Below are 20,302 nucleotides of genomic sequence, written 5' to 3'. Positions count from 1 at the left end.
GTCGAATATGAACAATCAAGAACAACAAAATGTTGCCCATCCTTTCAACGAAGAGGCTTGGAACCGGGAAACGTACGAAGCTTGGGTGCAACGCTTCGGCACACCCGATGAGGCGGCAGACAGGATCGGCAAGCAGCCTTTAAAGTCCTTGTCCGTGCTGGGAGAAGCGATCGGCGATCCCGCAGGCCAACGTATCATGAATCTGATGGGCTCCAATGGAAGCAAAGCGGTTGCTCTGGCGCTACTTGGGGCTTCGGTTGCGGTCGTTGACTTTTCGCCGGGAAATCAGCGTTATGCGTTGGAATTGGCCGAAGCCGCGGGAGTTCCCCTGGATTATGTGGTTTCGGATGTGCTTAAGCTGGATATGACGACGCTGGCCGGCACGTTCGATATCGTATTCGCGGAAATGGGCATCCTGCATTACTTTACGGATCTGACTCCGTTCCTGAATGTGGTTCAGACGCTGCTCGCGCCCGGTGGCCGATTTGTGCTTCGCGATTTCCATCCGGTGTCGACAAAGCTGATTTCTTCGCGCGGAACGACGGCGAAGATTCGTAAGCATAAGGTGGACGGGGATTACTTCGATACGTCGCTGGAAGAGCAAGAAGCTTCTTTTGCCAAGTATGCGGAAGGCGAATCGCCGAAGGTATGGCTGCGGAAGTGGAATCTCGGAGAGATCGTGACGGCGGTTGCGCAAAATAGTCTCAGCATTTCCCGGCTTGATGAAGAACCGAACTTGTCCGGCGACAGCTTTGACAAAGGTATTCCGAAGACATTCACCTTAATCGCACATAAATAATCGAAAGATTAGCCGTAAAAGCGTGCAAGAGGCCGTGCGAGAACGCGAGAAGTGAGAATGGATAAATGAAATCGGCTTTAAACCGCCCTCAGGGCGGTTTTTTTGGCTTTTTTGACCTTTCATTCCTATTTTGCTGCGGGTAACTAACAATTATAATTGAAGTTATAGCTAAAAAGAAACGGAGTGAGCGAAATTGGGGAGTTGCTAGTTTGGGTCGACAGACCGCAAAGTAAGCAGTTGTCGGAAAAGGCGAAACAAAATAACTCAGGAAAACGAAGGAGGTGGACCCGTTTTCCGATAGCGTAACGCTAGGGTAAGCGGCGCGGAAACGGGATGTATATTGACTAGTGACCCCTTGCCAGGTTGGTTAAGTATTTTAATGGTTGTGCTGCTTGTTGGTTTGAACGGATTTTTTGTAGCGGCGGAATTTGCGATGGTGCGGTTGCGTGAAAGCCGGATTGCCACGATGGCGGAAAGCGGCAGCAAGCGTGCCGGTTTTGCCCGCAGCATGGTGCAAAATCTGGACGCGTATCTGTCGGCGTGTCAGCTCGGGATTACGCTGGCGTCGCTTGGACTCGGTTGGATCGGGGAACCGGCGGTCGCTTCGTTCCTGCGCCCGTTGTTCCACAGCTTCGGCTGGAACAACGAGGCGGCGATTCACGGAACGTCGGTCGCGATCGCATTCATCATCATCACGATGCTGCATATCGTGATCGGGGAATTGGCTCCGAAGTCGATGGCAATCCGCAAAACGGAAGCGGTGGCGTTAACGGCAGCGGCTCCGATGGTCTTTTTCTACAAAACGATGTATCCGTTTATCTGGGTCTTGAACGGGATGGCGAACGGTCTGCTGAAGCTTCTGCGGATCGAACCTGCTTCCGAACTGGATTCTGCACACACCGAAGAAGAAATCCGGATTCTGGTGAAGGAAAGCAACAAAAACGGGTTGATTGACAATACGGAAATGGCGCTCGTGGACAATATCTTCGAATTTGCCGATACGACGGCACGCGAAGTGATGATTCCGCGAACGGAAATGATCTGCCTGTATACCAATTTGTCGCACGAGGAAAACCTTGAAGTCGCCTATGACGGTATGCGAACCCGATATCCGGTCTGTGAACAGGATAAAGACCATATCATCGGCTTTATCCATATCAAAGACCTTATGCGTTCGCCGGGTGCCGACTATGATCAGCTGATTCGTCCGATCATCGCTGTGCCGGAGTCGATCCGAATCAGTGAGCTGATGAAGCTGATGCAGCGCAGCCGTACGCAAATCGCGATGCTGGTGGATGAATACGGCGGCACAGCCGGACTGGTGACGCTGGAAGACATTATGGAAGAGATCGTAGGCGAGATTCAGGATGAGTTCGATGAAGAAGAACGTCCCGAAACGGAGCAAGCCGGAGAGTTCAGCTATTCGATCGACGGTATGATGTTGATCGAAGACGTGAACGATCAATTTGGTTTTGAACTCGATTTTGACGACTACGACACGATCGGCGGCTGGCTATACGCCCGGATCGACGCGCTTCCTCCGCAAAAAGGGCAGTCGGTCGATCACGAAGGGTGTACGTTTATCGTGGATGAGACGGAGCAAAAGCGGATTTCGCGGGTACGGATCTTGAAGCCGTTGCCTGAGGAAGATCGCCTGCCTGAACGTGAATCGACCGTAGCCGACTCGGAGCTGCTTGATGAAGAGTTGGAAGCTGAAGCTGCGATGTCGACAGCTTTGACAGCCAAAAGAGCGGAAGCGGGTGCGTAAGCGTAAGTAGTCGAGATTGTATCCATGTCTTGGCAGAAGAAAATATTGAAGGCCGCTGCAATCATGCAGCGGCCTGTTTTTGTTCTCCGCAACTTGCTCCTGCCTATTTGGGTATCCCCAGATTGACTTACATTCTAAATATCGCTACGCTTTAAGGCATGGAGGGGAAGATAATGGAGTCGAATAAACAAGAGCAACAAAGAGGCGAAGAACGTTTCCGGCGCCTGCATCCGGACTGGATTGCAGCTTCGCGTCTTGGAAGCGCCTGCTTCTACATATTTCCGCTGCTAATTGCGGCGACTCTGGCCGTGTTGGGCGTTGTTTTGGAATGGAGCTGGTTGCCGTTATGGATCGGCGGGCTGGTCACATTGGTTTTTGCCCTATTATTCGTATTCGCCACGTTCCGGGTTCCTGTCATTCGCTATAACCGGTTCGGCTTCGCGATCTTCGAGGAAGAAGTCGAGATTCGCAAAGGTTTGTTTTTTATTACGGAGACACTGATTCCCATGACCAAGGTACAGCACGTCAAGCTGGAGAGCGGGCCGATCCTGCGCAAGTATGGCTTGGCCGAACTCAAGGTCGTAACTGCGGCGACGACGCACTCGATTGCCGGACTTAAAGCAGAAGAAGCCGAAAGCTTGAAACGAACGATCGGGGAGCTGGCTCGGAGGACAGAAGAATGAGCGGCCCGAAGCGGATGTCTCCGCTGTATATTGCCTTTTCCATGCTCAAGCTGATTCGCAGTCTGGTTCCGCTTCTGTTTATCTTCGGGATTCAGTTCGTCGCTAACGGAAAATTCCCGCCTACTGTGTATTGGGTGATAGGCGGGGCGGTCGCTTTGATTCTGCTGACAGGTGCCATGGAGATCATCGGCTGGAAAAGGTTCACGTATGAGGAAGAGTCGGATCGAATCACGATTCGTAAAGGGCTGATCCAACGCAGCGAGAAGATCATTTATTACTCACGTATCCACTCCGTGAGCCAAGAACAGCCCTTGATCCAGCGATTGCTGGGTGTCGTGCAATTGAAGATCGAGACACCAGGGGGCAGTGAAGGGGATGCGGTGCTGCCCGTGCTTCGGCGCGAGGAAGCGGAGCGGCTTCAGCGCGTGCTGAACGAGCGCTCTGTCGTTATGCCCGATCAGGCCGACCGTGCGGCCGCAGGAATCGCGCCAAGCGACAGCGGCCTGGGTCAGGAGGCCGCCGCAAGCGAGCTTCCGGTCCAAACGCGGGGACCGGAAGGAAGGGAAGGAGCACACGGTGCTCCTTCCGGCGCTCTCGACAGAGAGGGAGCGCCGCTTCCGAATCGAGCGCCGCGCGATTCGGCCGTTCCGGGCGAATCCGGCGCGGCGGACGGCTTCGCCCCGCCGGATTCGCGGGCACCGCAGGCCCGCCCTGCCGAAGGCGGGCCCGCAGTGCAAATGCCTTCGGCCGCGGCCAGCGCTCGACCGAAGGCACCCGAGCCGGAGCTGCTCTACCGGCTCGGACCCGGCCGCCTATTCCAGGCGGCCCTCACCGAGATGAATCTCGGCCTGGCCGCCGCCTTCGTTGCCGGCATGATTTCCTTCGCGGACGATCTGCTGCCCGATCGTTGGGTTAACCAATTGGTGAGTAATGCCCAGGCGTACCTCACCGGAATCAAGGCGATCCTGATCATTGCCGCAGTAGCGCTTATCGCCGCATGGGTACTTTCGCTCATCCTGTTCATTATCAAATTTGCCGGATTTTCGCTATACAGGGACGGGCAACGGCTTTCCGTGCGCTACGGGTTGCTCGAACGCAAGCAATTCCTGTTCGATCCATCCCGCGTCCAGGCCGTCACGGTCAGAGAAGGCTGGTTGCGACAAGCGCTCGGTTATGCACACGTCGAGGTCAACGTCGTATCTTCTTCAAGCGAGAAGGAGACGCCTGCCTTGCATCCGTTTATTCCACGGTCGCAGATCGCAAGCCTGCTGGAGCAAACGATCCCGCAGTTTGCTTTTGCCGCTGCGGAGTTGAAGCCTCCGAAACGGGCGATTCTCGGCTACGTTAGAATCGGTTTGATCGCGACGCTCATCTTGGCCGCGGTCTTGATTTACTTTTTCCCCCACATGGGGCTGTGGTCGTTACTGCTGATTCCTATCGTATTCGGACTCGATTATTGGAGCTTCCGCACAAGCGGTGCTACTTTGGACGGAGACCGTCTTACAATCGTCAATCGAGCGATCGCCAAACAGACCCATTGCACATTGAAGCGACATATCGTAGCTTTTCGGGTAGGAGGGAGCCGTTGGCAGCAAAAAGGGCAGATGCTTAATATCAAAGCCCATCTGCTCGGCGGCTCAGGCGGATCTTCAATCAGCGTCTCCCGCTTGAAAGCTTCGGATGCGCAACGAATCTACGAATGGTATCGTCGTGAGCGTCAAGTATGAACATATCGCGTAGTTGAAAAATAAATTAATATAAAATGGAGAAAACAGGAACCTTTAGGGTTCCTGTTTCGTTATATACTTATGCACCACATTTACATACGAAAAGGGGAATAAAAATGAATACAAACAAAAAACAATCATTTTTTAAGCTTTTGGCTATCCCTGCTATTACTCTTATCACTGCAACGCTTATTGCTCCTGGGGTCGGGCAAGCTTCTGAAGCAGATTCAGTCACGGAAATTTTCCCACCGGCAGTGGCCGTGCAACCTTTGGCTGAAGCTTCGATAGAAGCCGGTGCGCTTACACCACCACCGCCGCCAACCCTGAATTACGAAAGTTTTGCTCCAAGCTTGATAGCTAACCGTTACATCGTTTCGGCATATAGCAATCTTTCCCTGTCCGGCAGTTCTGAACTCTACATCTTTGCCCGAACTACAGGCTCGGCATCAGCTTCGCAAACCGGGGTTACAGCTGTTCTTCAGCGCTGGACAGGCAGCAGTTGGGTAGAATTCGGAAGCTCAAGAGTAAAAAGTTCGGTGCTTTCGGATAACAGCGTGGATTACACATTGAATGTAACCAAAGGTTATTATTATCGGGTCAAGTCTGATCACTGGGCCTCGAACGGGGCGAATAAAGAAGTCCAAGTAGCTTATAGCAATACTGTATTTGTTTCGGATTAAAACGTTAGGCAACTATCCAAAAAGGACTTCTTCCTGATCGAAAGAAGTCCTTTTTCTATACATCTTAAATCGGGTTAAGGTTCGCCGTCGACAATATGTCCGGCAATATCCAGAAATTCTTCTTCGGTCAAAGAACCGCTGACCATAATATCCAGGTTGCCGCGAATGGTATGAACCAAACTATTGTATTCTCTGTCGATATATTGCGCTTCAAGTCCGTTATCCAAAATGACTTGCTTAACCTCACCGGAGCCGAACGAATAGACACCGTTTTCGTCCGCGCGCATTAATCGAATACTGAACATGGCTTCACGATCGCCTTCTCCCGTATACAGAAGAGTATAAGCTTTAGGACTTGAACCGTCATCGGGGACGGTCAGATAAACCTTGTCCAATGTGAGATCGGCCGGAATCCGAGGAAACTCCGGCATCGTGAAAGGTAGCCTTTCGTGAGCTTCTTGCAGGGTCGAAGGCTCGCTCGCGCTTGCTACGAAATTCTTAATGACGCCTACTTCATCCTCTTCGACCGTTGTCGTCGAGGATACCGGCTTCTCAATCCCTTCCGGAGGAGGAGGAGTCAATGCACCTTCGGTCTCAAGCGGCTTATCCTCTCCGGTGCTCACTACGATTTCGCCTGTACTCCATGTATATAATTTTTGATAAAACGGGGTTAACGCTCCGGTTCGTACCGGCTCCGAGAATACAACCGATCCAAGCAGGATCAGTCCGGCTGCCGCTCCCGTCAGTCGAACCATCCGTTTGCGTCGTCTTCTTGAGGTATGCTGCATGCGGTGCTGTTGCACACGCTGCCAGGATGCCCGGCGGGATTTCGGGTCAACCGGCGATGCGGAGCTTGCGGCGCGTTCAAACGCCTCGTCGAACAGCTCGTCAAATTTTTCGTCTTTCATCGCTGCCCTCCCATTCTTTGCGCAGCACCTTGCGCATATTTTCCCTCGCTCTAAAGAGCCTCTGCCTGATGATGTCTTCGCTGGTGCCAAGCGAATCGGCGATTTCCTTGTACGACATGCCGTATTTCCAGCGATACAGAATGATCGCCCGGTATTCCGGCTTCATTTCTTCGAGATGCCGCAGGATCGCTTCCTCCATCATCCGTACCTCGACTGTTTTTTCGGTCGAAGCTCCGGCATCCTGCTTAGCCTCTATATGATTAAGAACGCTGTCCGCTTCCACATGGTTACGGTGTCTTTTATTTTTTCTTAAATCATTAATGGCGCTGTTTCTCGTGACTACCTTTAACCAGGCAAAAAACTTGGATTCATTCTCGAATTCCGGCCTTCTGCCAATCAATTTTAAAAATGCTTCCTGAATAACGTCCTCGGCTGCCGCATGATCCCTAACGATATAAAATACGGCTCCGTAAGCCAAGTCATAGTATTCATTATAAATCATTTCCTGCATGCCTTCATCGAGTTCGTCGAATTCATGGCTGAGAAGCATTTGAAGATGTTGAGCCATAGCTGCTCCTTTCCCGGTTCCATTCGTGTCCGAGCAGGCCGTCTCATTTTTACAGAGGAGTGCCTGTTATGTAGAACGGAAGAAATTAATTTGTCATTCTCCTATTCTACACGAAAGAAGGAAGAAGGTGGGCTTTTTATTACTATATACTCACTTGAATTTGGTAATTCGGTTACCTTTTTCACAAACTAGCGAGAAAGATTCGAATTCAAAAAGCCCCGGTCCGCTGAACCAGGGCTAAGAACTATATCTATTGGAAAAAATGATAGGAATTACTCGTCGCTACTGCGTTTCCCCGCCTTGACACCATCGCGTTCAATCGTCTGTTCCAATTCTTTCTCGTCCTGCACGCTTTCATCGATCTCCGCTACGGCTTCGCCTTCGCCAGCTTCCACATATTCACGTTCGGCACGGGTCATCTCGACACTGCGGTGACTGCCAGCGATGTCGTTTCCGGTAAAGTTCTCATAAGGCTCGACCGTACCTTCATTTACGTTGTTTTCGCTGGACAATTGATCGTAGCTTTCCACATCGCGATGTGTGGACATCGCAGGAGAATCGGCATTCCCGTAGCTTTCGACCGCCTGCCAAGCGTTGGAATCATCGAATTTTCCCGCATGCGCCTGACGATTCTCGCCAGCGCCGGAAGGAGGGGGAGTCATGACTTCTTCCTCAACCGGGCGATAATCGAGCAGAGGGGCGTTTTCCGGTGTCGTATCGACATTATAGGCGGTATACGGCACGGCTTCCAGCCGCTCGAACGGAATCTCTTTGCCCGTTTTCGCATCGATGCCGTAAGTGCCGTCTTCGATCCGAGCAAGCGCCGCATTGACCTCGTCGAGACGGTCGGAAAGATCGCTGTCGATGGCCATGTCCCGGCTGCGCTCGAATTCTTCGGTGCCCAGATCGGCAGGATGGTTATCGACGGAAGACAGTTCGCCTGTCGAGTCGCGCAAAGACGTCTCGAAGCCTTCGGACGTATCTTCGGAACTGCCGAAATGTTGTTCCAGCTCGTCTTTTTGTTCCAGCAGCAGCTTTTTCAATGTATCGAGTTGGGAGTCGTTTAAGTGTTTCATGATGAAGTCCTCCATTCGTAGTCATATCTTCTTGCTTTCTTTCCTTTTTATACCCTTACGGTAGGCGAACCAATCTTGGATGAACAAAAGAGAAGAAGGAAGCGTCGCGAATAACGAAACTGGAAAATAAATGTTAACCGATGCGCCATTTCGTTTAATGAGGGAAGGAAAGCGTTAACCATACTACTTTTCAGTCAAAAGGAGCGATAGGCGAACATGAAAGCACTCACTTACCAAGGCAAACGCAAGGTGAAAGTGAAAGAAGTAGCGACGCCAAAGCTCGAAAAACGCGACGATATTTTAATTCGAGTCACTTCGACTTCGATTTGCGGTTCGGATCTGCATTTGTTCAACGGAGCAATTCCGGGGATGACCGACGATTACGTGATCGGACACGAGCCGATGGGCATTGTCGAGGAAATCGGAAGCGAAGTAACGCATGTCAAAAAAGGGGACCGGGTCATTATTCCGTTCAACGTGTCCTGCGGGCAATGCTTTTTCTGCCAAAACCAGATGGAAAGCCAATGCGACAACGCCAATGACAATCCGGAAAAAGATACGGGCGCGATGCTCGGATATTCCCATACGTACGGCGGGTTTGCGGGCGGACAAGCCGAACTGCTCCGGGTGCCTTACGGCAATTTCGGACCGCTCGTGATTCCTCCGGATTCGGAGTTGACGGACGAGCAGGTGCTCCTTCTTTCCGACGTCATTCCGACTGCCTATTGGAGCGTTGACAATGCAGGCGTGAAAAAAGGCGATACCGTCATCATACTGGGCTGCGGACCGATCGGACTGATGGCGCAAAAGTTCGCTTGGCAAAAAGGAGCAAAACGAGTTATCGCGGTCGACCATATCGAATATCGTTTGGAACATGCCCGGCGAACCAATCGGGTAGAGACGTTCAACTTTATGGAAAACAAAGAGTTGGACAATCATTTGCTTGAAATCACGAACGGCGGGGCGGATGTGGTGATCGATTGCGTAGGCCTGGATTCGGAAAAAACGTTTATGGAAAAAGTCGAAACGACGCTGAAGTTGCAAGGCGGAGGACTCGGTGCTTTTCATATGGCGGCCAACGTGGTGCGCAAGTTCGGTACGATCCAGGTAACGGGCGTATACGGTCTGAATTATAATAATTTTCCGTTCGGACATATTTTCGAGCGCAACGTGACGATCAAGACGGGACAGGCCCCGGTGATCCATTACATGCCGGAGCTGTTTAATCAGATCAAAACGGGAGAGCTTGATCCGACCGATATCATCACGCATCGTCTGTCACTGGATGAAGCCGAGCATGCCTACGATATTTTCGACAGCAAAAAGGAAGACTGCATTAAGGTCGTGCTCAAGCCTTAACGAAAATCGATCGCGGTTCGTTTTTTCGATAAAAAAAGCCCTCCGATTTCCCCGAAAGGGAATGGAGGGCTTTCATTTTGCGCGTTAATGGATTAAAACGCCCAGTTTCCGCCGCGGAAAACAGGTTCAGCCGTGCCGTCTTGCGTGATGCCGTCGATGTTCATTTCGGCAGAGCCGATCATGAAGTCTACGTGCGCAAGGCTTTGGTTGATTCCGGCTTCAGCCAACTCTTCGCGAGACATTGCTTTGCCGCCTTCGATGTTGAACGCGTACGCGCTGCCGATTGCCAGGTGGTTCGAAGCGTTCTCGTCAAACAGCGTGTTGTAGTAAAGAATGCCGGATTCGGAAATCGGGGACTTATGCGGCACCAATGCCACTTCGCCGATGTAGTGCGAGCCTTCGTCCATCTCAACAAGGCGTTTCAACGTTTCTTCGCCTTGCTCGGCTTTTACGTCTACGATACGTCCGTTTTCGAACGTCAACGTGAAGTTGTCGATGATATTGCCGCCGTAGCTCAAAGGCTTCGTGCTCGATACCGTTCCGCTCACGCCGGTCTTGAGCGCGGCTGTGAACACTTCTTCCGTAGGCATATTGGCCACGAAAGCTGTTCCGCGCTCGCTTTCGCTATCCGCTGCCACCCACAGATGCGTCGCAGGAAGCTCGATCGTAAGATCCGTTCCCGGAGCCGTGTAATGGAGAGCTTTGTATTTTTTGCTGTTCAGGTATGTCGATTTGTCATTCAGCGTGGCGATATGCTGCTTCCAAGCTGCGACCGGATCGGGTTGATCCACGCGAACAGCTTTGAAGATGGCTTCCCACATGGCCGGGATTTGCTCGTTTTCCGGCAGGTGAGGGAAGACTTTAGCCGCCCAAGCTGCCGAAGGCACGGCTACGATCGACCAAGCGAGCTTATCCGACTGCACGTATTGGCGATATTTGCTGAGCGCTTCGCCGGATACTTTTTGCAGCGTGGAGATGCGGTTAGGGTCGACGCCGTTCAGCAGATCCGGGTTGTTGGAGATAACAGCCAGCATGGCGCCGCCGTTTTCCGCCAATTCTTCGCGCTCTGCCGCCGTCCATTTTGGTGCGATCTCGAACGAATCGTCCGGTGCCAGATCGTACCGCATACGGGTGATTGCTTCGTCGGCCAGGTTTACTTTGACCAATTTAGCGCCAGCCGCATAGGCATGCTTAACGACCAGACGCACGTATTCGAGCGATTCAACGCCTGCGTCGATCATCAAAATTTGTCCAGGCTGCACGTTCACACCGACTTTTACCGCGAGTTCGGCGTATTTGTTAAGGTTTGTTTGAAAATCCGACATGATAGGCCTCCGTTTCGATACTTGCTTGATTAAAATAAACGCTATGTCTTCCATTGTACAAGATCGTATGGAGAAAGGAAATCTAACATTGGTTAATTAGGCGGCGAGAATGCTCGAAAAGTGACTTGAAACGCTCATTTTTGAGCCGAAAAACGTACAAATCCCCGGACCGCATCTTCGCAGCCGGGGATTGAGCGATTTTATACAAAAAGAGTGTGTTGATTAGTTACTGTACAGTTCCTTCAAGATCTCGCGGTTTTTCTCTTTGAACAGGTCGTTATGCGAAGAGACCATGCCGTAACCGTGAGCATCAGGCTTGATGAATTGCTTCGCTTTATTAACCGCGTTAGCCGCATCCTGGAACGCGCCAGCGATCAGGTGGAGCTTGCCGTCATGATGCAGAATGTCGCCAGCCGCGAAGATACCCGGTACGGATGTCTCGCTCGACGAGGAGCCCAGGATCTGGTATTCGTTCATCTCGATCTTGATCTCGCTTTTTTTCAACAGCTCCGTATCGCGATCGTAACCGTGGCTGATGATGACATCGTCTACCGTCAGCTCGAATTCTTCTTTGGAATCGTTACTCTCCAGTAATACGGTGCCGATCGCGGAGTGATCTTCCGTTGCGACCAGCGTTTTGATCGAAGCGCTAAGCAACAGCTCCACGCCGTTAGCCTTCAAACGCGTAACGTCGGCTTCGTGGCCCTTGAGTTCGTCTTTGCGGTAAGTCAGATACACTTTTTCGGCAAAAGGAGCAAGCTCGTTCGCCCAATCGACCGCAGAATGCCCGCCGCCGGAGATCAGAACCGTTTTGTCTTTGAAGCGCGCGATCGACTTTACCGTGTAGTGCAGGTTGGTCACTTCAAAGCGCTCCGCGCCTTCGATATCCAGCTTGGTCGGGTTGAGAATGCCGCCGCCAACCGCGAGGATAATCGTTTTCGAATGGTGCTGCTCACCCGATAAGGTATGTAAAATGAAGTGGGTATCCTCTTCCGAGCGTACGATCGAAGTCACTTTTTCGTTCAAAACGACGTCCGGTTGGAAAGTCTGGCCTTGCGCGACCATTTGCTCGATCAGCTTGGCGCCTGGCATTGGAGTAAGGCCGCCAACGTCCCAGATCATTTTCTCCGGATACACGTGAACCTTGCCGCCCAAGAACGGTTGATACTCGATAATCTTCGTCTTCATCTCGCGCAGACCACTATAGAATGCGGAAAAGAGCCCAGCCGGCCCTCCGCCGATAATCGTTACGTCATATACTTCATGGTTTTCCATCCTGACATGGCCTCCCTTTATCGGTTATCTCTTATAGATAATGATTCTCAATATCAAAAGTAAGTATACCAACAGTTTCTGTAAAAAGACAAGAGCGTTTGCCGAAATCGGCAGGTTCCGCGAAAATAAACCGCAAAAAAACACCTTTTCTTTCCTAACGAAAGAAAAGGTGTTTTCAAATTTTCGGTGGAAGCGTCAGCGTTTCGGCGCCAACTCGATCGCCGAGCGGATCGCGGCAAGCATGCTGGCTTCGCCGGCGATATTTTTGCCCGCGATATCGAACGCGGTGCCGTGATCGACGGAAGTACGGATGATGCCGCCTTTGAGTCCAACCGTGATGTTGACGCCGTCTTCGATGCCCATGACTTTGATCGGGGCATGACCCTGGTCATGATAGCACGCGACGACCATATCGAAATCTCCGCGTCCGGCACGGAAAAACAAAGTGTCGGCAGGGTAGGGGCCGGTCACGTCGATGCCTTCCGCCGCCGCGCGGGCGATGCCCGGCGCAAGCTTTTCTTCTTCCTCGCCGTTGCCGAACAGGCCATTTTCCCCGGCGTGAGGATTGATCCCGCAGACGGCGATCCGCGGCTTGTCGAACCCGGCTTTGTTCAACGTATCATGGGCCAGCTTGACGACGGTGTAAGTCCGATCCGGCGTGATGCTTTCGATCGCCGCAATCAGACCCATATGCGTCGTCAGATGGATCACGCGCAAATTCGGCGTGGTCAGCATCATCGAGAAGTCTTCCGTATCGGTCAGGGCAGCCAAAATTTCGGTATGGCCCGGATACAGATGCCCGCCCAAATGCAGAGCTTCCTTATTCAGCGGCGCGGTGCAAATGGATTGGATATCGCCGGCTTTGGCAAGCTCGATCGACTTGGCCAGATATTGGTAAGCGGCATTGCCGGCTTCAGCCGAGACTTGGCCGAAAGGCAGGTCCGCCGGAAGCAAGTCCAGGTCCAAAACGTCGATCGTGCCGTGCTTGAATTGCGCTTCGGCAACGGATTGAACCGGATGGATCGCAAGCTGAGTCCGCGTGACGTTCAGCGCGCGCTCCAACATTTTGGCGTCTCCGATCACGAGAGGGTTGCACGTTCGGTAGACATCTTCCTCCTTTAGCGCTTTGACGATAATTTCGGGACCGATGCCTGCGGCATCGCCCATTGTGATTCCGATTGTCGGTTTCATACGGGTTGTACTCCTTTCAGTTTTTCGATCGCGTGCGCAAAAACGTTTTTCGTGCCGAAGCCTCCGGCTTTGGTGACGACGTACAGACCTTCTTTGCCGAGGAAGGAAGAGATCGGCACGCCGATTTCCAATTCGTCCAACAGCCGGAAGCCTTTCACGCCCCAACGCAGACACACTTGTTTGGCCGTATCTCCGCCGCTCATGGATACGCCTTTGAATAAGTTTTGCTCGAGCAGCGGAGCGCAGACGGCAGCCAACGCTTTCACGATCTCGTTGCTGATCTCGGTACGGCTGAAGCCGGCCGCTTCGCCGACGGTCCAGGCTTGCTCGATATGTTCCGGTCCGCCCGTCGAAAACACGGCCACGTCGCGGCCTTGCCGCGCCTCGCTCAATGCTTTTTCGTAAACACGTTGGATTTCGCGGTCCCGTTCGGTTTGCGAAGCTACAGCTTTCCACGATTCGAAAGCCACCGCATGCACGTTCTTTTGTTCCAGCAAATACGCAAGTTGCGCTCGGGAATTGCGGTTAACGCTGCCTACGACCGTCAAAACTTGTCCGGGCTCTTCGCTGATGCGCAGGCGGGTCGAATCGGAAGATAATCCGTGATAAGCAGGCAAATAATGGGCAAGCCCCGCCGATCCGGCCCAGGCCAAGCGATACGTCGCGTTTTTGAAACCGGCCAAGATTTGTTCCAGGTGGTGCTCTTCGGTAGAGTCGACGACGATGTAAGCCACGTTTTCCGCGGCGTAACGCTGAAGTCGATTCAGCAGATGTCCGGGTCCGCGTTCCAGATCGCTCACGGTCAACGTACCGATCCGGCGCTCAGTCTGCCGACCGAGCAGCTCGGTCAAATCGGAAATCGTGACCGGCGTTTTCGGATCTTTCGCGATTTCGGTTTCTCCGACCGGGATTCCGTTCAGGTATAGCGTGGACTCCAATACGGTTCGGTTGTTTTTGGGGTAGCCGGGCGCGAACATCAGGAAGTCCGGTTTTAATGCGTCGTAAAAAGCATCCAGTTCGGCTCCGATATTGCCCCGCATAGTCGAATCTACTTTTTTGAACAGCGTATCGAAGCCGGATTCCAGCAAAAATTCCGCCGCCGTTTTCACGCGCTGGTAAGCTTGATCCGGCTCCACGGCGCGGCTGTCCGTATCGAACGCCACCGCCTCGTACGTCTTGGCGGCTTCGGCGTCCATATCGAACAGCACGGTCGTTTTCAACCCGTTACGCGATAATTGTACGCCGCTGTCGTTCGCTCCTGTCAAGTCGTCGGCAATGATAGCCAGTTTCATGCTGATTTCTCCTTCCAATCCTAGAGCCTTGAGCGAATATGACACTGCCAATCGCTCGGCTCTTTTTCTGGGTATTTCCGGTTTTTATCCGTAAGTCGGACACGTTTATTTTTCGATGGCCGGCGACGTTTCCAATTCCCGTCGTTCTTTGGCGGACAGATTGTATTTGGCGAGTCCGCCTTTTTCTTTTTCCAAGCGTTTGGCCAGGAATCCGATAAAGATCGGCAGCAGGATGGAGGTGGTCACGACGCTTGCCGCGATCTGAACCGTAGCCAATTCCGCGATCGGAGCGAACGAGATATTCGCCGCGGCGATCGCTGCCGGAGTACCGACCGCGTTGCCCGCCGTCGAGCCTTCCGCGGCGCCGACGATCGGATTCCAACCCAGGAATTTGAACAGCAGGTACAATCCGCCGCCTGTCAACAACACCGTGATGACGCCGAGCAGGATGCCGCTGAGCCCGCCTTTGATGATCGCACTGAAGTTGATGCCCATGCCGAGCGCGAAAGCGAAAAACGGAACCAGCTTGTCGCTGCCTTTGTACAGAAAGTCGCCCATTTCTTTGTCCAGATTACCCAATACGATACCGACGGCCAGAGGCAGCAGAACGGCGACGAACGACATGGGCGAGAACAATCCGTTGGCAAAGCCCATCGCGCCGAAGATCGAGAGCGCGACCATCGTCAGGAACGGGCCGTCGCTGAGCGCGAGAAACGGATACGCCGCTTTGTCTTCTTCTTTGCCGTACTGCCCGGCGAACGCGATATACAAGCCTCCATTGGAATTGGTCATGGCGCCGATGATCGCGATCGGGGCCAATCCCAGAAACAGTCCGTTACTGTCGGCCAGCCAAAAGGAGAGCAAACCGACCGCCGCGCCGAGCAGCCATTTGACGGACAAAAGCGTGACGCCTTTGGCCACCGAAGCTTTGGCCGTGCGCAAATTAATCTGCGTTCCCGCGATCAAAAGGAAAAGCGCGATTAAAGCGCTTGCACTATTGACGAAAAGCGCTTCCGTAAATCCGCCGATTCGCAGGATGTTGGGAAAGAAGGTATTGATCGATGCCGCAAGAAGCAGAGGCACGACCATCATTCCTCCGGGAATACGATCTAAAGTTGCTTTGATTTTCATACTTGTTGATCCCCTCTCAATGTTTTTAAAGCGTTTACTTGTCGTAATATACGTAAAAATGTTTATAAAAGCAACATTAAATCTAAAATTATATTTTAGAATCTATAAATTGTTTAATAATGCAACATATTTTTGCGTAAAAAAAGCAAGCTCCAAAATTACTCTTTGAGCTTGCGCCATAGCGTTGCCCGATTGATGCCGAGCCGTTCGGCCGTTCGGGACTGATTGTGGTTTTCTTCGCGGAGAACCGCTTCGATCACTTGTTTTTCGATCTCTTTCAAAGTGCCTGTAGGCATTTGCCACGGGCTGGGAGCACTGGATTCATTCGTCGCTTTGTGTACCGTTTCCGCACGGATCACGTAATCGGTCTCGCTTAAAGCCAGTTCTTTGATCAAGCGTTTCAACCCGTCGATTTCGTCCGCGTAATACCGATTTTGCAACAATTTCGCGGCGGCTTCCTGAATCTTCACCGCATTCGTTCCCAGCTTTTGTTGACAGTCGGACAAAAATGCCTGAGCTAAAGGAAGAAGGTCTTCTTGCCGTTCGGACAGCGTCGGCATCGCCAAGCGAACGGCGCCTACGACGGCAAGCAATTGCGGATCGGGCGACGCGTTTTCGATCACGAACACGCGGATGCCGCGTTCGGCCATATTGTCGACGAAACGCTTCAACGGTTCGCTGTCTGCCCGCGACGCGTGGATCAGCTTGATCGTGGACACGCCGTCCGGCAAAACGTCGGAAAATTCGCTCAGTTCCGCTTGTTCGAAGTCGATCGTCATCATTCGGCCATTAGGCGAACATTCCCGGTGGATATGGTCGACGGCGAAATTTTTTCCGCTTCCTTTGCGACCGTACACAGCTACGCGCTCGCCCTCGCGATACAAAGCCCGAAGCTGGGACGTCAGCCGGCTCATTTCGGGAGAAGCCTCGATAAGCGGTCCGGCATCTTCGGGATAAAAAGCCGTAACACCCTTATGGCTCGACACGGGATTCCCCGTTTTCCGCAGCGTATACAGCGTATAGGTTTTGTCGTCGACGAAGTGCCTGAAGCCTTCCGCGACCAACGCTTGGCCGTCGATCGTCAGCTTTTCCGACAGGCCGGCCGGTTCTTGATCCAGCTTCGCACCGAGTACCGCAAGCCGTTCTTCCGTCAACGGATTTCGTTCGAAATCGCCGATTCGGGCATAAACGATTCGGTTTTTTTTGTCGGCTACGACCAGATTGGGATAGGCGGACTGCAAAAAACGCTCGAACACGCGGACCAAATGATCGTTGCGGTGCAAATAGCCGTATACGAGCCGGGCATCTTCCAGCGCGCTGCGTACCGATTCGCGGCCCGACTGGATCAGGAAGCCTTTCAACCCGTATTCGTTCGCCGTTTTCAGCGTAATGACGTCTCCGGCAATCTGCTTGTAATCGCGGCTTTTGAGATCGAGAATCAGCGGAGGGACTTCGCGCGGTTCCGTCACGGTAAAAGCCTTTAGCGGAAGATCGAGCAGGTCGATGATCGCTTGGGCGCCGGACGTCACGTTCGGAAATCCGACGATCGCCGTTTTTTCTTTTAAGCTGCTGGCAAGCAGAAGAGAGCGGATCATGTCGTAGCCCGACAGCTGAACGTCGATCACGGGAATGGTTACCGAGCGCTTGATGGAGCGCGCGGTTCCGCCCCGGCTGACGATGATGTCCGCGCCCGCGCGCTGCGCGGCGACGGCAAGTTCGACGCCGTTCTCCAGATCGCCGACCGAACACTCGATATGCAGATCCGGGAACAGCGGAACGCATTCCTCGACGATCGACAGCATCGAGGCGTAAGGCGCGATAAGATGGACATGGATTTTCATGGATTTCCCCGCTTTGAATGTATGATCGTTTTCCTTTTCCGCCACGCGGCGGCGTATGGAACATTATAACACAAACGAAACGACGAAAATTCGATGCCGCTTTTTGTCATTGTCGGCTACGATGTCTAATCTGACGGTCTCGGCAGCCCGGACTTCTTAATTCAAAAGCGCCGGCCGAATCAGCGTCCAAATGAAACTTGCTTCCTCCGGCGAACGAGGCGTCATGACCGCAGACCGAGGATAAGGCATGGCTTCAAAGCCGAAGCGGTCACGGACCCGTTTTTCCATATACGGATTGGCTTCGACCGCAGCGCGGTATGCTTTTTCCGTCTCTGCGTCCAACCGGTCTTTGCGATAGCGGATGACCCAGTCGAACCAGCGGTAGATGGCGTTATCTCCCGCGTCTTCCGCGTAATGGGCCAGCAGCCCGGCAGCCGCTTGAAGGTCACCCCGCGCGATCAACGCGGAAAGCGCGGGATAACGCGCGCCTTGATGATCGGCCGGATTCAAACGAAGCAACTTGTAAAAACGTTCAAATGCTTCGGTCCACAGTCCGTTTTCCCAATCGTGTAACGCTCTTCGCATCAATGCGCGCAAATAAGGCCGGTTGGGCATATGCAGCCAGGGCGGCCGGATATCGGCTTCGAACGATTCGAAAGCCGATTGCTCGGCACGTTCCAGCAGGTTAAGACGCAAAGACGCATCCGCTTCGAATTCGGCAGCCAGCAGCAAAACATCGGCATTGTCGGGATACAGCCGGCGAGCTTCCGTCCATTTTTCGCCGCGCCATTCGTTTTCGCGCGCCATATAAGCTTCGTAGGCACGGAGTTGCGCTTCTTCGCGGGCAGAAACCGGGACATAAGGGATACCGGAGAAATACTCCATCTGGCGCCGCAACGCAGCTTCGCCTTGAATATCCAAATCTTTGATGTGCATATAAAGCCGCCATTGCCGGAATTCGTCGGGCATCGGATCGGTGCCGATCCGGAAACCGATGGTTTCCGCTTCTTCCTGATAAACGGCGGTTTTGCGCTCAAAATCCGCCATTTCTTTTGCCAAACGTTCCACTTCTTCGAAAACGGCACCGAACTTTTCGGCGAGACGCTCCGCATTCCAGTCATTCGTAAGCCAGCCTTCCGCAAGACCGAACACAATCGCGGCGGCGGCCGCCGTTCCCGCATCGGGCGTTTGGCGCTTGCGTTTCAGGAATCGGAAAGCGACGTCCATCAGCCGATCATGCTTGACATCGTGACGAATCAGGAAGTTGTCCAGCCTGCGAATCGCTTCGGTTACCGACTCAGGCAGTTTTTCAGGGGAAAAATCCGCAGCGTTCGCAGACGCCGGTTCGCCGAACGCCTCATACACGCAAGCGATCCGGGAACGATAAAAGGCCGCAAGTTCGGCAGCGTCCGATTCGTTTCTGAGCCGCTCCAGGCGAAGTACGGCCGCATCGTCCGGTTCTTCGATCAGCACAAGGCTGTTCAACGCGAATTTCGGAGCTTCCGGGCTCGCGCCGGGCAACCAAAATCCGAGTACGATCATACCGGGTCGAGGCCGGAAAGAGTCGTCGGCGCGCAGTTCGAACACTTCTCCGCTTAACACTTCCGACGCGCGAACAAAAAGCTTTTGGGCAGAATCGACACTTGGGCGTTGTACGGGCAAATGAACGGGTTTCGAACCTTCGGCCGTTCCGAACGGGGAAGACTCTTGGCCCAGGATACGCAGCACCGCGAATCGGGGATCGATCCAGCCTTTTAGCGCATCGGCGATCGCTGCGTTTTGGACGTCCCGGGACTTGGCTTGCACGAACGCGTTCCAAATATCGACGGCTTCGCCGAAAAAGAACGTATCTCCGACTACAGCGTCCGTTTTTTCGGCGCCGTAAGCGGCTTGAAGACGTGGGGCCAACTCTTGTTTCCAAGCGGATAAAGCTTTTTGTTCGGACGGACGGGGGTGGATCGAGAAAAATTCGCGCAGCGCCGATTGAAGCGACGCCTGCCGGGATGCCGTGTCCCGGGCTTGTTCGTCGCGCTGCGCGCAGCATTTTTTGTATTTCAATCCGCTACCGCATAGGCACGGATCGTTGCGACCCGCCGAGACGGCAGCAACTGAACGATTCATTCCGGTTGCTCCCCGAACAGCAGGCGCTCTTCTTCGCGGCTGTGGATGGCATTGATCGTAATCAACGAATAGAACAAACGCATCACGTCGGGTGTCGGCCCCGATTCAGGCAACTCGTTCACGATATCGGCCACGATCATGCGCAAAATATCGTGATCCCGCGTCAATTTGACGACGGCCAGACGAAGATTCGGGTCTTCGCCCGCCATTTCCTCGTAAAAGCCTTCTTCCTCCGCATCCGCATGACTGAGCACGCGCGTGACCCAATAGCCGAGCAACTGATCCGCCGCCAGGCGCGCGTCTTCGCTTTTGCCTTCGCCGATCAGAATTTCCAGTTCTTCCGTTTTATCTAACGCGCCGCTGAGTGCTCCTTCGTGAATCGCATGATGGGCATGATGTTGACGCAGTGCGGGTCCTCCCATAACAAACTCCACCTTTCCAAATTTCTGTTACGTGTTTCGACGCGTCCAGTATAGCATGGGCATACGCTCGCGGCGGTGGGGTTAGGCATTTCCCGGAGCGAAACAGGGAAGTCCCTGATTGGTCGTCTTCCGTCAC

General features: G+C 53.2%; 17 protein-coding genes. 6 read left to right on the top strand and 11 right to left on the bottom strand.

The features are described from left to right. The first annotated feature begins 7 nt into the window (after window positions 1–7). From WKI47_RS19965 to WKI47_RS19945, 5 genes are all read left to right on the top strand, one after another. Window positions 8–799, top strand: coding sequence for a class I SAM-dependent methyltransferase (locus tag WKI47_RS19965; RefSeq protein WP_340228937.1), 792 nt, complete (start codon window positions 8–10; stop codon window positions 797–799). 379 nt (window positions 800–1,178) lie between these two features. Beyond that, window positions 1,179–2,567, top strand: coding sequence for a hemolysin family protein (locus tag WKI47_RS19960; protein ID WP_340228963.1), 1,389 nt, complete (start codon window positions 1,179–1,181; stop codon window positions 2,565–2,567). A gap of 173 nt (window positions 2,568–2,740) precedes the next feature. Then, window positions 2,741–3,250: a PH domain-containing protein gene (locus WKI47_RS19955; RefSeq protein ID WP_340228936.1), complete on the top strand. Its 510-nt coding sequence runs from the start codon at window positions 2,741–2,743 to the stop codon at window positions 3,248–3,250. Then, window positions 3,247–4,977: a PH domain-containing protein gene (locus WKI47_RS19950; protein WP_340228935.1), complete on the top strand. Its 1,731-nt coding sequence runs from the start codon at window positions 3,247–3,249 to the stop codon at window positions 4,975–4,977. The genes WKI47_RS19955 and WKI47_RS19950 overlap by 4 nt, the downstream gene beginning before the upstream one ends. 116 nt (window positions 4,978–5,093) lie before the next feature. After that, window positions 5,094–5,657, top strand: coding sequence for a hypothetical protein (locus WKI47_RS19945; protein ID WP_340228934.1), 564 nt, complete (start codon window positions 5,094–5,096; stop codon window positions 5,655–5,657). Window positions 5,658–5,731: 74 nt separating this feature from the next. Here WKI47_RS19945 and WKI47_RS19940 read toward each other — a convergent pair whose 3' ends face one another. The 3 genes from WKI47_RS19940 to WKI47_RS19930 all read right to left on the bottom strand — a co-directional run bounded on the left by WKI47_RS19940 (window position 5,732) and on the right by WKI47_RS19930 (window position 8,209). Further along, on the bottom strand, window positions 5,732–6,565 hold the full coding sequence (locus WKI47_RS19940; RefSeq protein ID WP_340228933.1) for a hypothetical protein: 834 nt from the start codon (window positions 6,563–6,565) through the stop codon (window positions 5,732–5,734). Beyond that, window positions 6,546–7,133 carry a sigma-70 family RNA polymerase sigma factor gene (locus WKI47_RS19935; RefSeq protein WP_340228932.1) on the bottom strand — a complete coding sequence of 196 codons (588 nt, stop codon included), beginning with the start codon at window positions 7,131–7,133 and terminating at the stop codon, window positions 6,546–6,548. The genes WKI47_RS19940 and WKI47_RS19935 overlap by 20 nt, the downstream gene beginning before the upstream one ends. Window positions 7,134–7,405: 272 nt before the next feature. Beyond that, window positions 7,406–8,209 (bottom strand): conjugal transfer protein TraR, encoded by an 804-nt coding sequence (locus tag WKI47_RS19930; RefSeq protein ID WP_340228931.1) that lies wholly within the window; start codon window positions 8,207–8,209, stop codon window positions 7,406–7,408. A gap of 216 nt (window positions 8,210–8,425) precedes the next feature. Between WKI47_RS19930 and WKI47_RS19925 the strand changes: the two genes are divergently transcribed. After that, window positions 8,426–9,568, top strand: coding sequence for a zinc-dependent alcohol dehydrogenase (locus WKI47_RS19925; RefSeq protein ID WP_340228930.1), 1,143 nt, complete (start codon window positions 8,426–8,428; stop codon window positions 9,566–9,568). 92 nt (window positions 9,569–9,660) lie between these two features. Here WKI47_RS19925 and WKI47_RS19920 read toward each other — a convergent pair whose 3' ends face one another. The 8 genes from WKI47_RS19920 to WKI47_RS19885 form a co-directional block, all read right to left on the bottom strand. After that, complete coding sequence (locus tag WKI47_RS19920; RefSeq protein WP_340228929.1) at window positions 9,661–10,893, bottom strand: aminopeptidase; 1,233 nt, start codon at window positions 10,891–10,893, stop codon at window positions 9,661–9,663. Window positions 10,894–11,115: 222 nt separating this feature from the next. Beyond that, the gene (locus tag WKI47_RS19915) at window positions 11,116–12,168 is read right to left on the bottom strand and encodes an NAD(P)/FAD-dependent oxidoreductase (RefSeq protein WP_340228928.1); all 1,053 of its coding nucleotides are present in this window, start codon (window positions 12,166–12,168) and stop codon (window positions 11,116–11,118) included. Between the two features lie 195 nt (window positions 12,169–12,363). After that, window positions 12,364–13,359 carry a 4-hydroxythreonine-4-phosphate dehydrogenase PdxA gene (pdxA, locus tag WKI47_RS19910; RefSeq protein WP_340228927.1) on the bottom strand — a complete coding sequence of 332 codons (996 nt, stop codon included), beginning with the start codon at window positions 13,357–13,359 and terminating at the stop codon, window positions 12,364–12,366. Continuing rightward, a complete protein-coding gene (locus tag WKI47_RS19905; RefSeq protein WP_340228926.1) occupies window positions 13,356–14,651 on the bottom strand; it encodes a four-carbon acid sugar kinase family protein in 1,296 nt (431 codons plus the stop codon). Before WKI47_RS19905 ends, pdxA begins: the two co-directional genes overlap by 4 nt. Window positions 14,652–14,756: 105 nt before the next feature. Next, entirely contained in the window at window positions 14,757–15,782 is a 1,026-nt protein-coding gene (locus WKI47_RS19900; RefSeq protein ID WP_340228925.1) for a 2-keto-3-deoxygluconate permease, read from the bottom strand. 158 nt (window positions 15,783–15,940) lie between these two features. Then, window positions 15,941–17,623, bottom strand: coding sequence for a sigma-54-dependent Fis family transcriptional regulator (locus tag WKI47_RS19895; RefSeq protein WP_340228924.1), 1,683 nt, complete (start codon window positions 17,621–17,623; stop codon window positions 15,941–15,943). A gap of 156 nt (window positions 17,624–17,779) precedes the next feature. Then, window positions 17,780–19,744: an SEC-C domain-containing protein gene (locus WKI47_RS19890; protein ID WP_340228923.1), complete on the bottom strand. Its 1,965-nt coding sequence runs from the start codon at window positions 19,742–19,744 to the stop codon at window positions 17,780–17,782. Further along, complete coding sequence (locus tag WKI47_RS19885; protein ID WP_340228922.1) at window positions 19,741–20,166, bottom strand: hemerythrin domain-containing protein; 426 nt, start codon at window positions 20,164–20,166, stop codon at window positions 19,741–19,743. Before WKI47_RS19885 ends, WKI47_RS19890 begins: the two co-directional genes overlap by 4 nt. Window positions 20,167–20,302 lie beyond the last annotated feature (136 nt).

It is taken from the genome of Saccharibacillus sacchari (assembly GCF_037722395.1).
In the GTDB taxonomy this organism is placed as follows: Bacteria; Bacillota; Bacilli; order Paenibacillales; family Paenibacillaceae; genus Saccharibacillus; species Saccharibacillus sacchari_A.
This window is presented reverse-complemented; position numbering and strand designations above follow the sequence as displayed.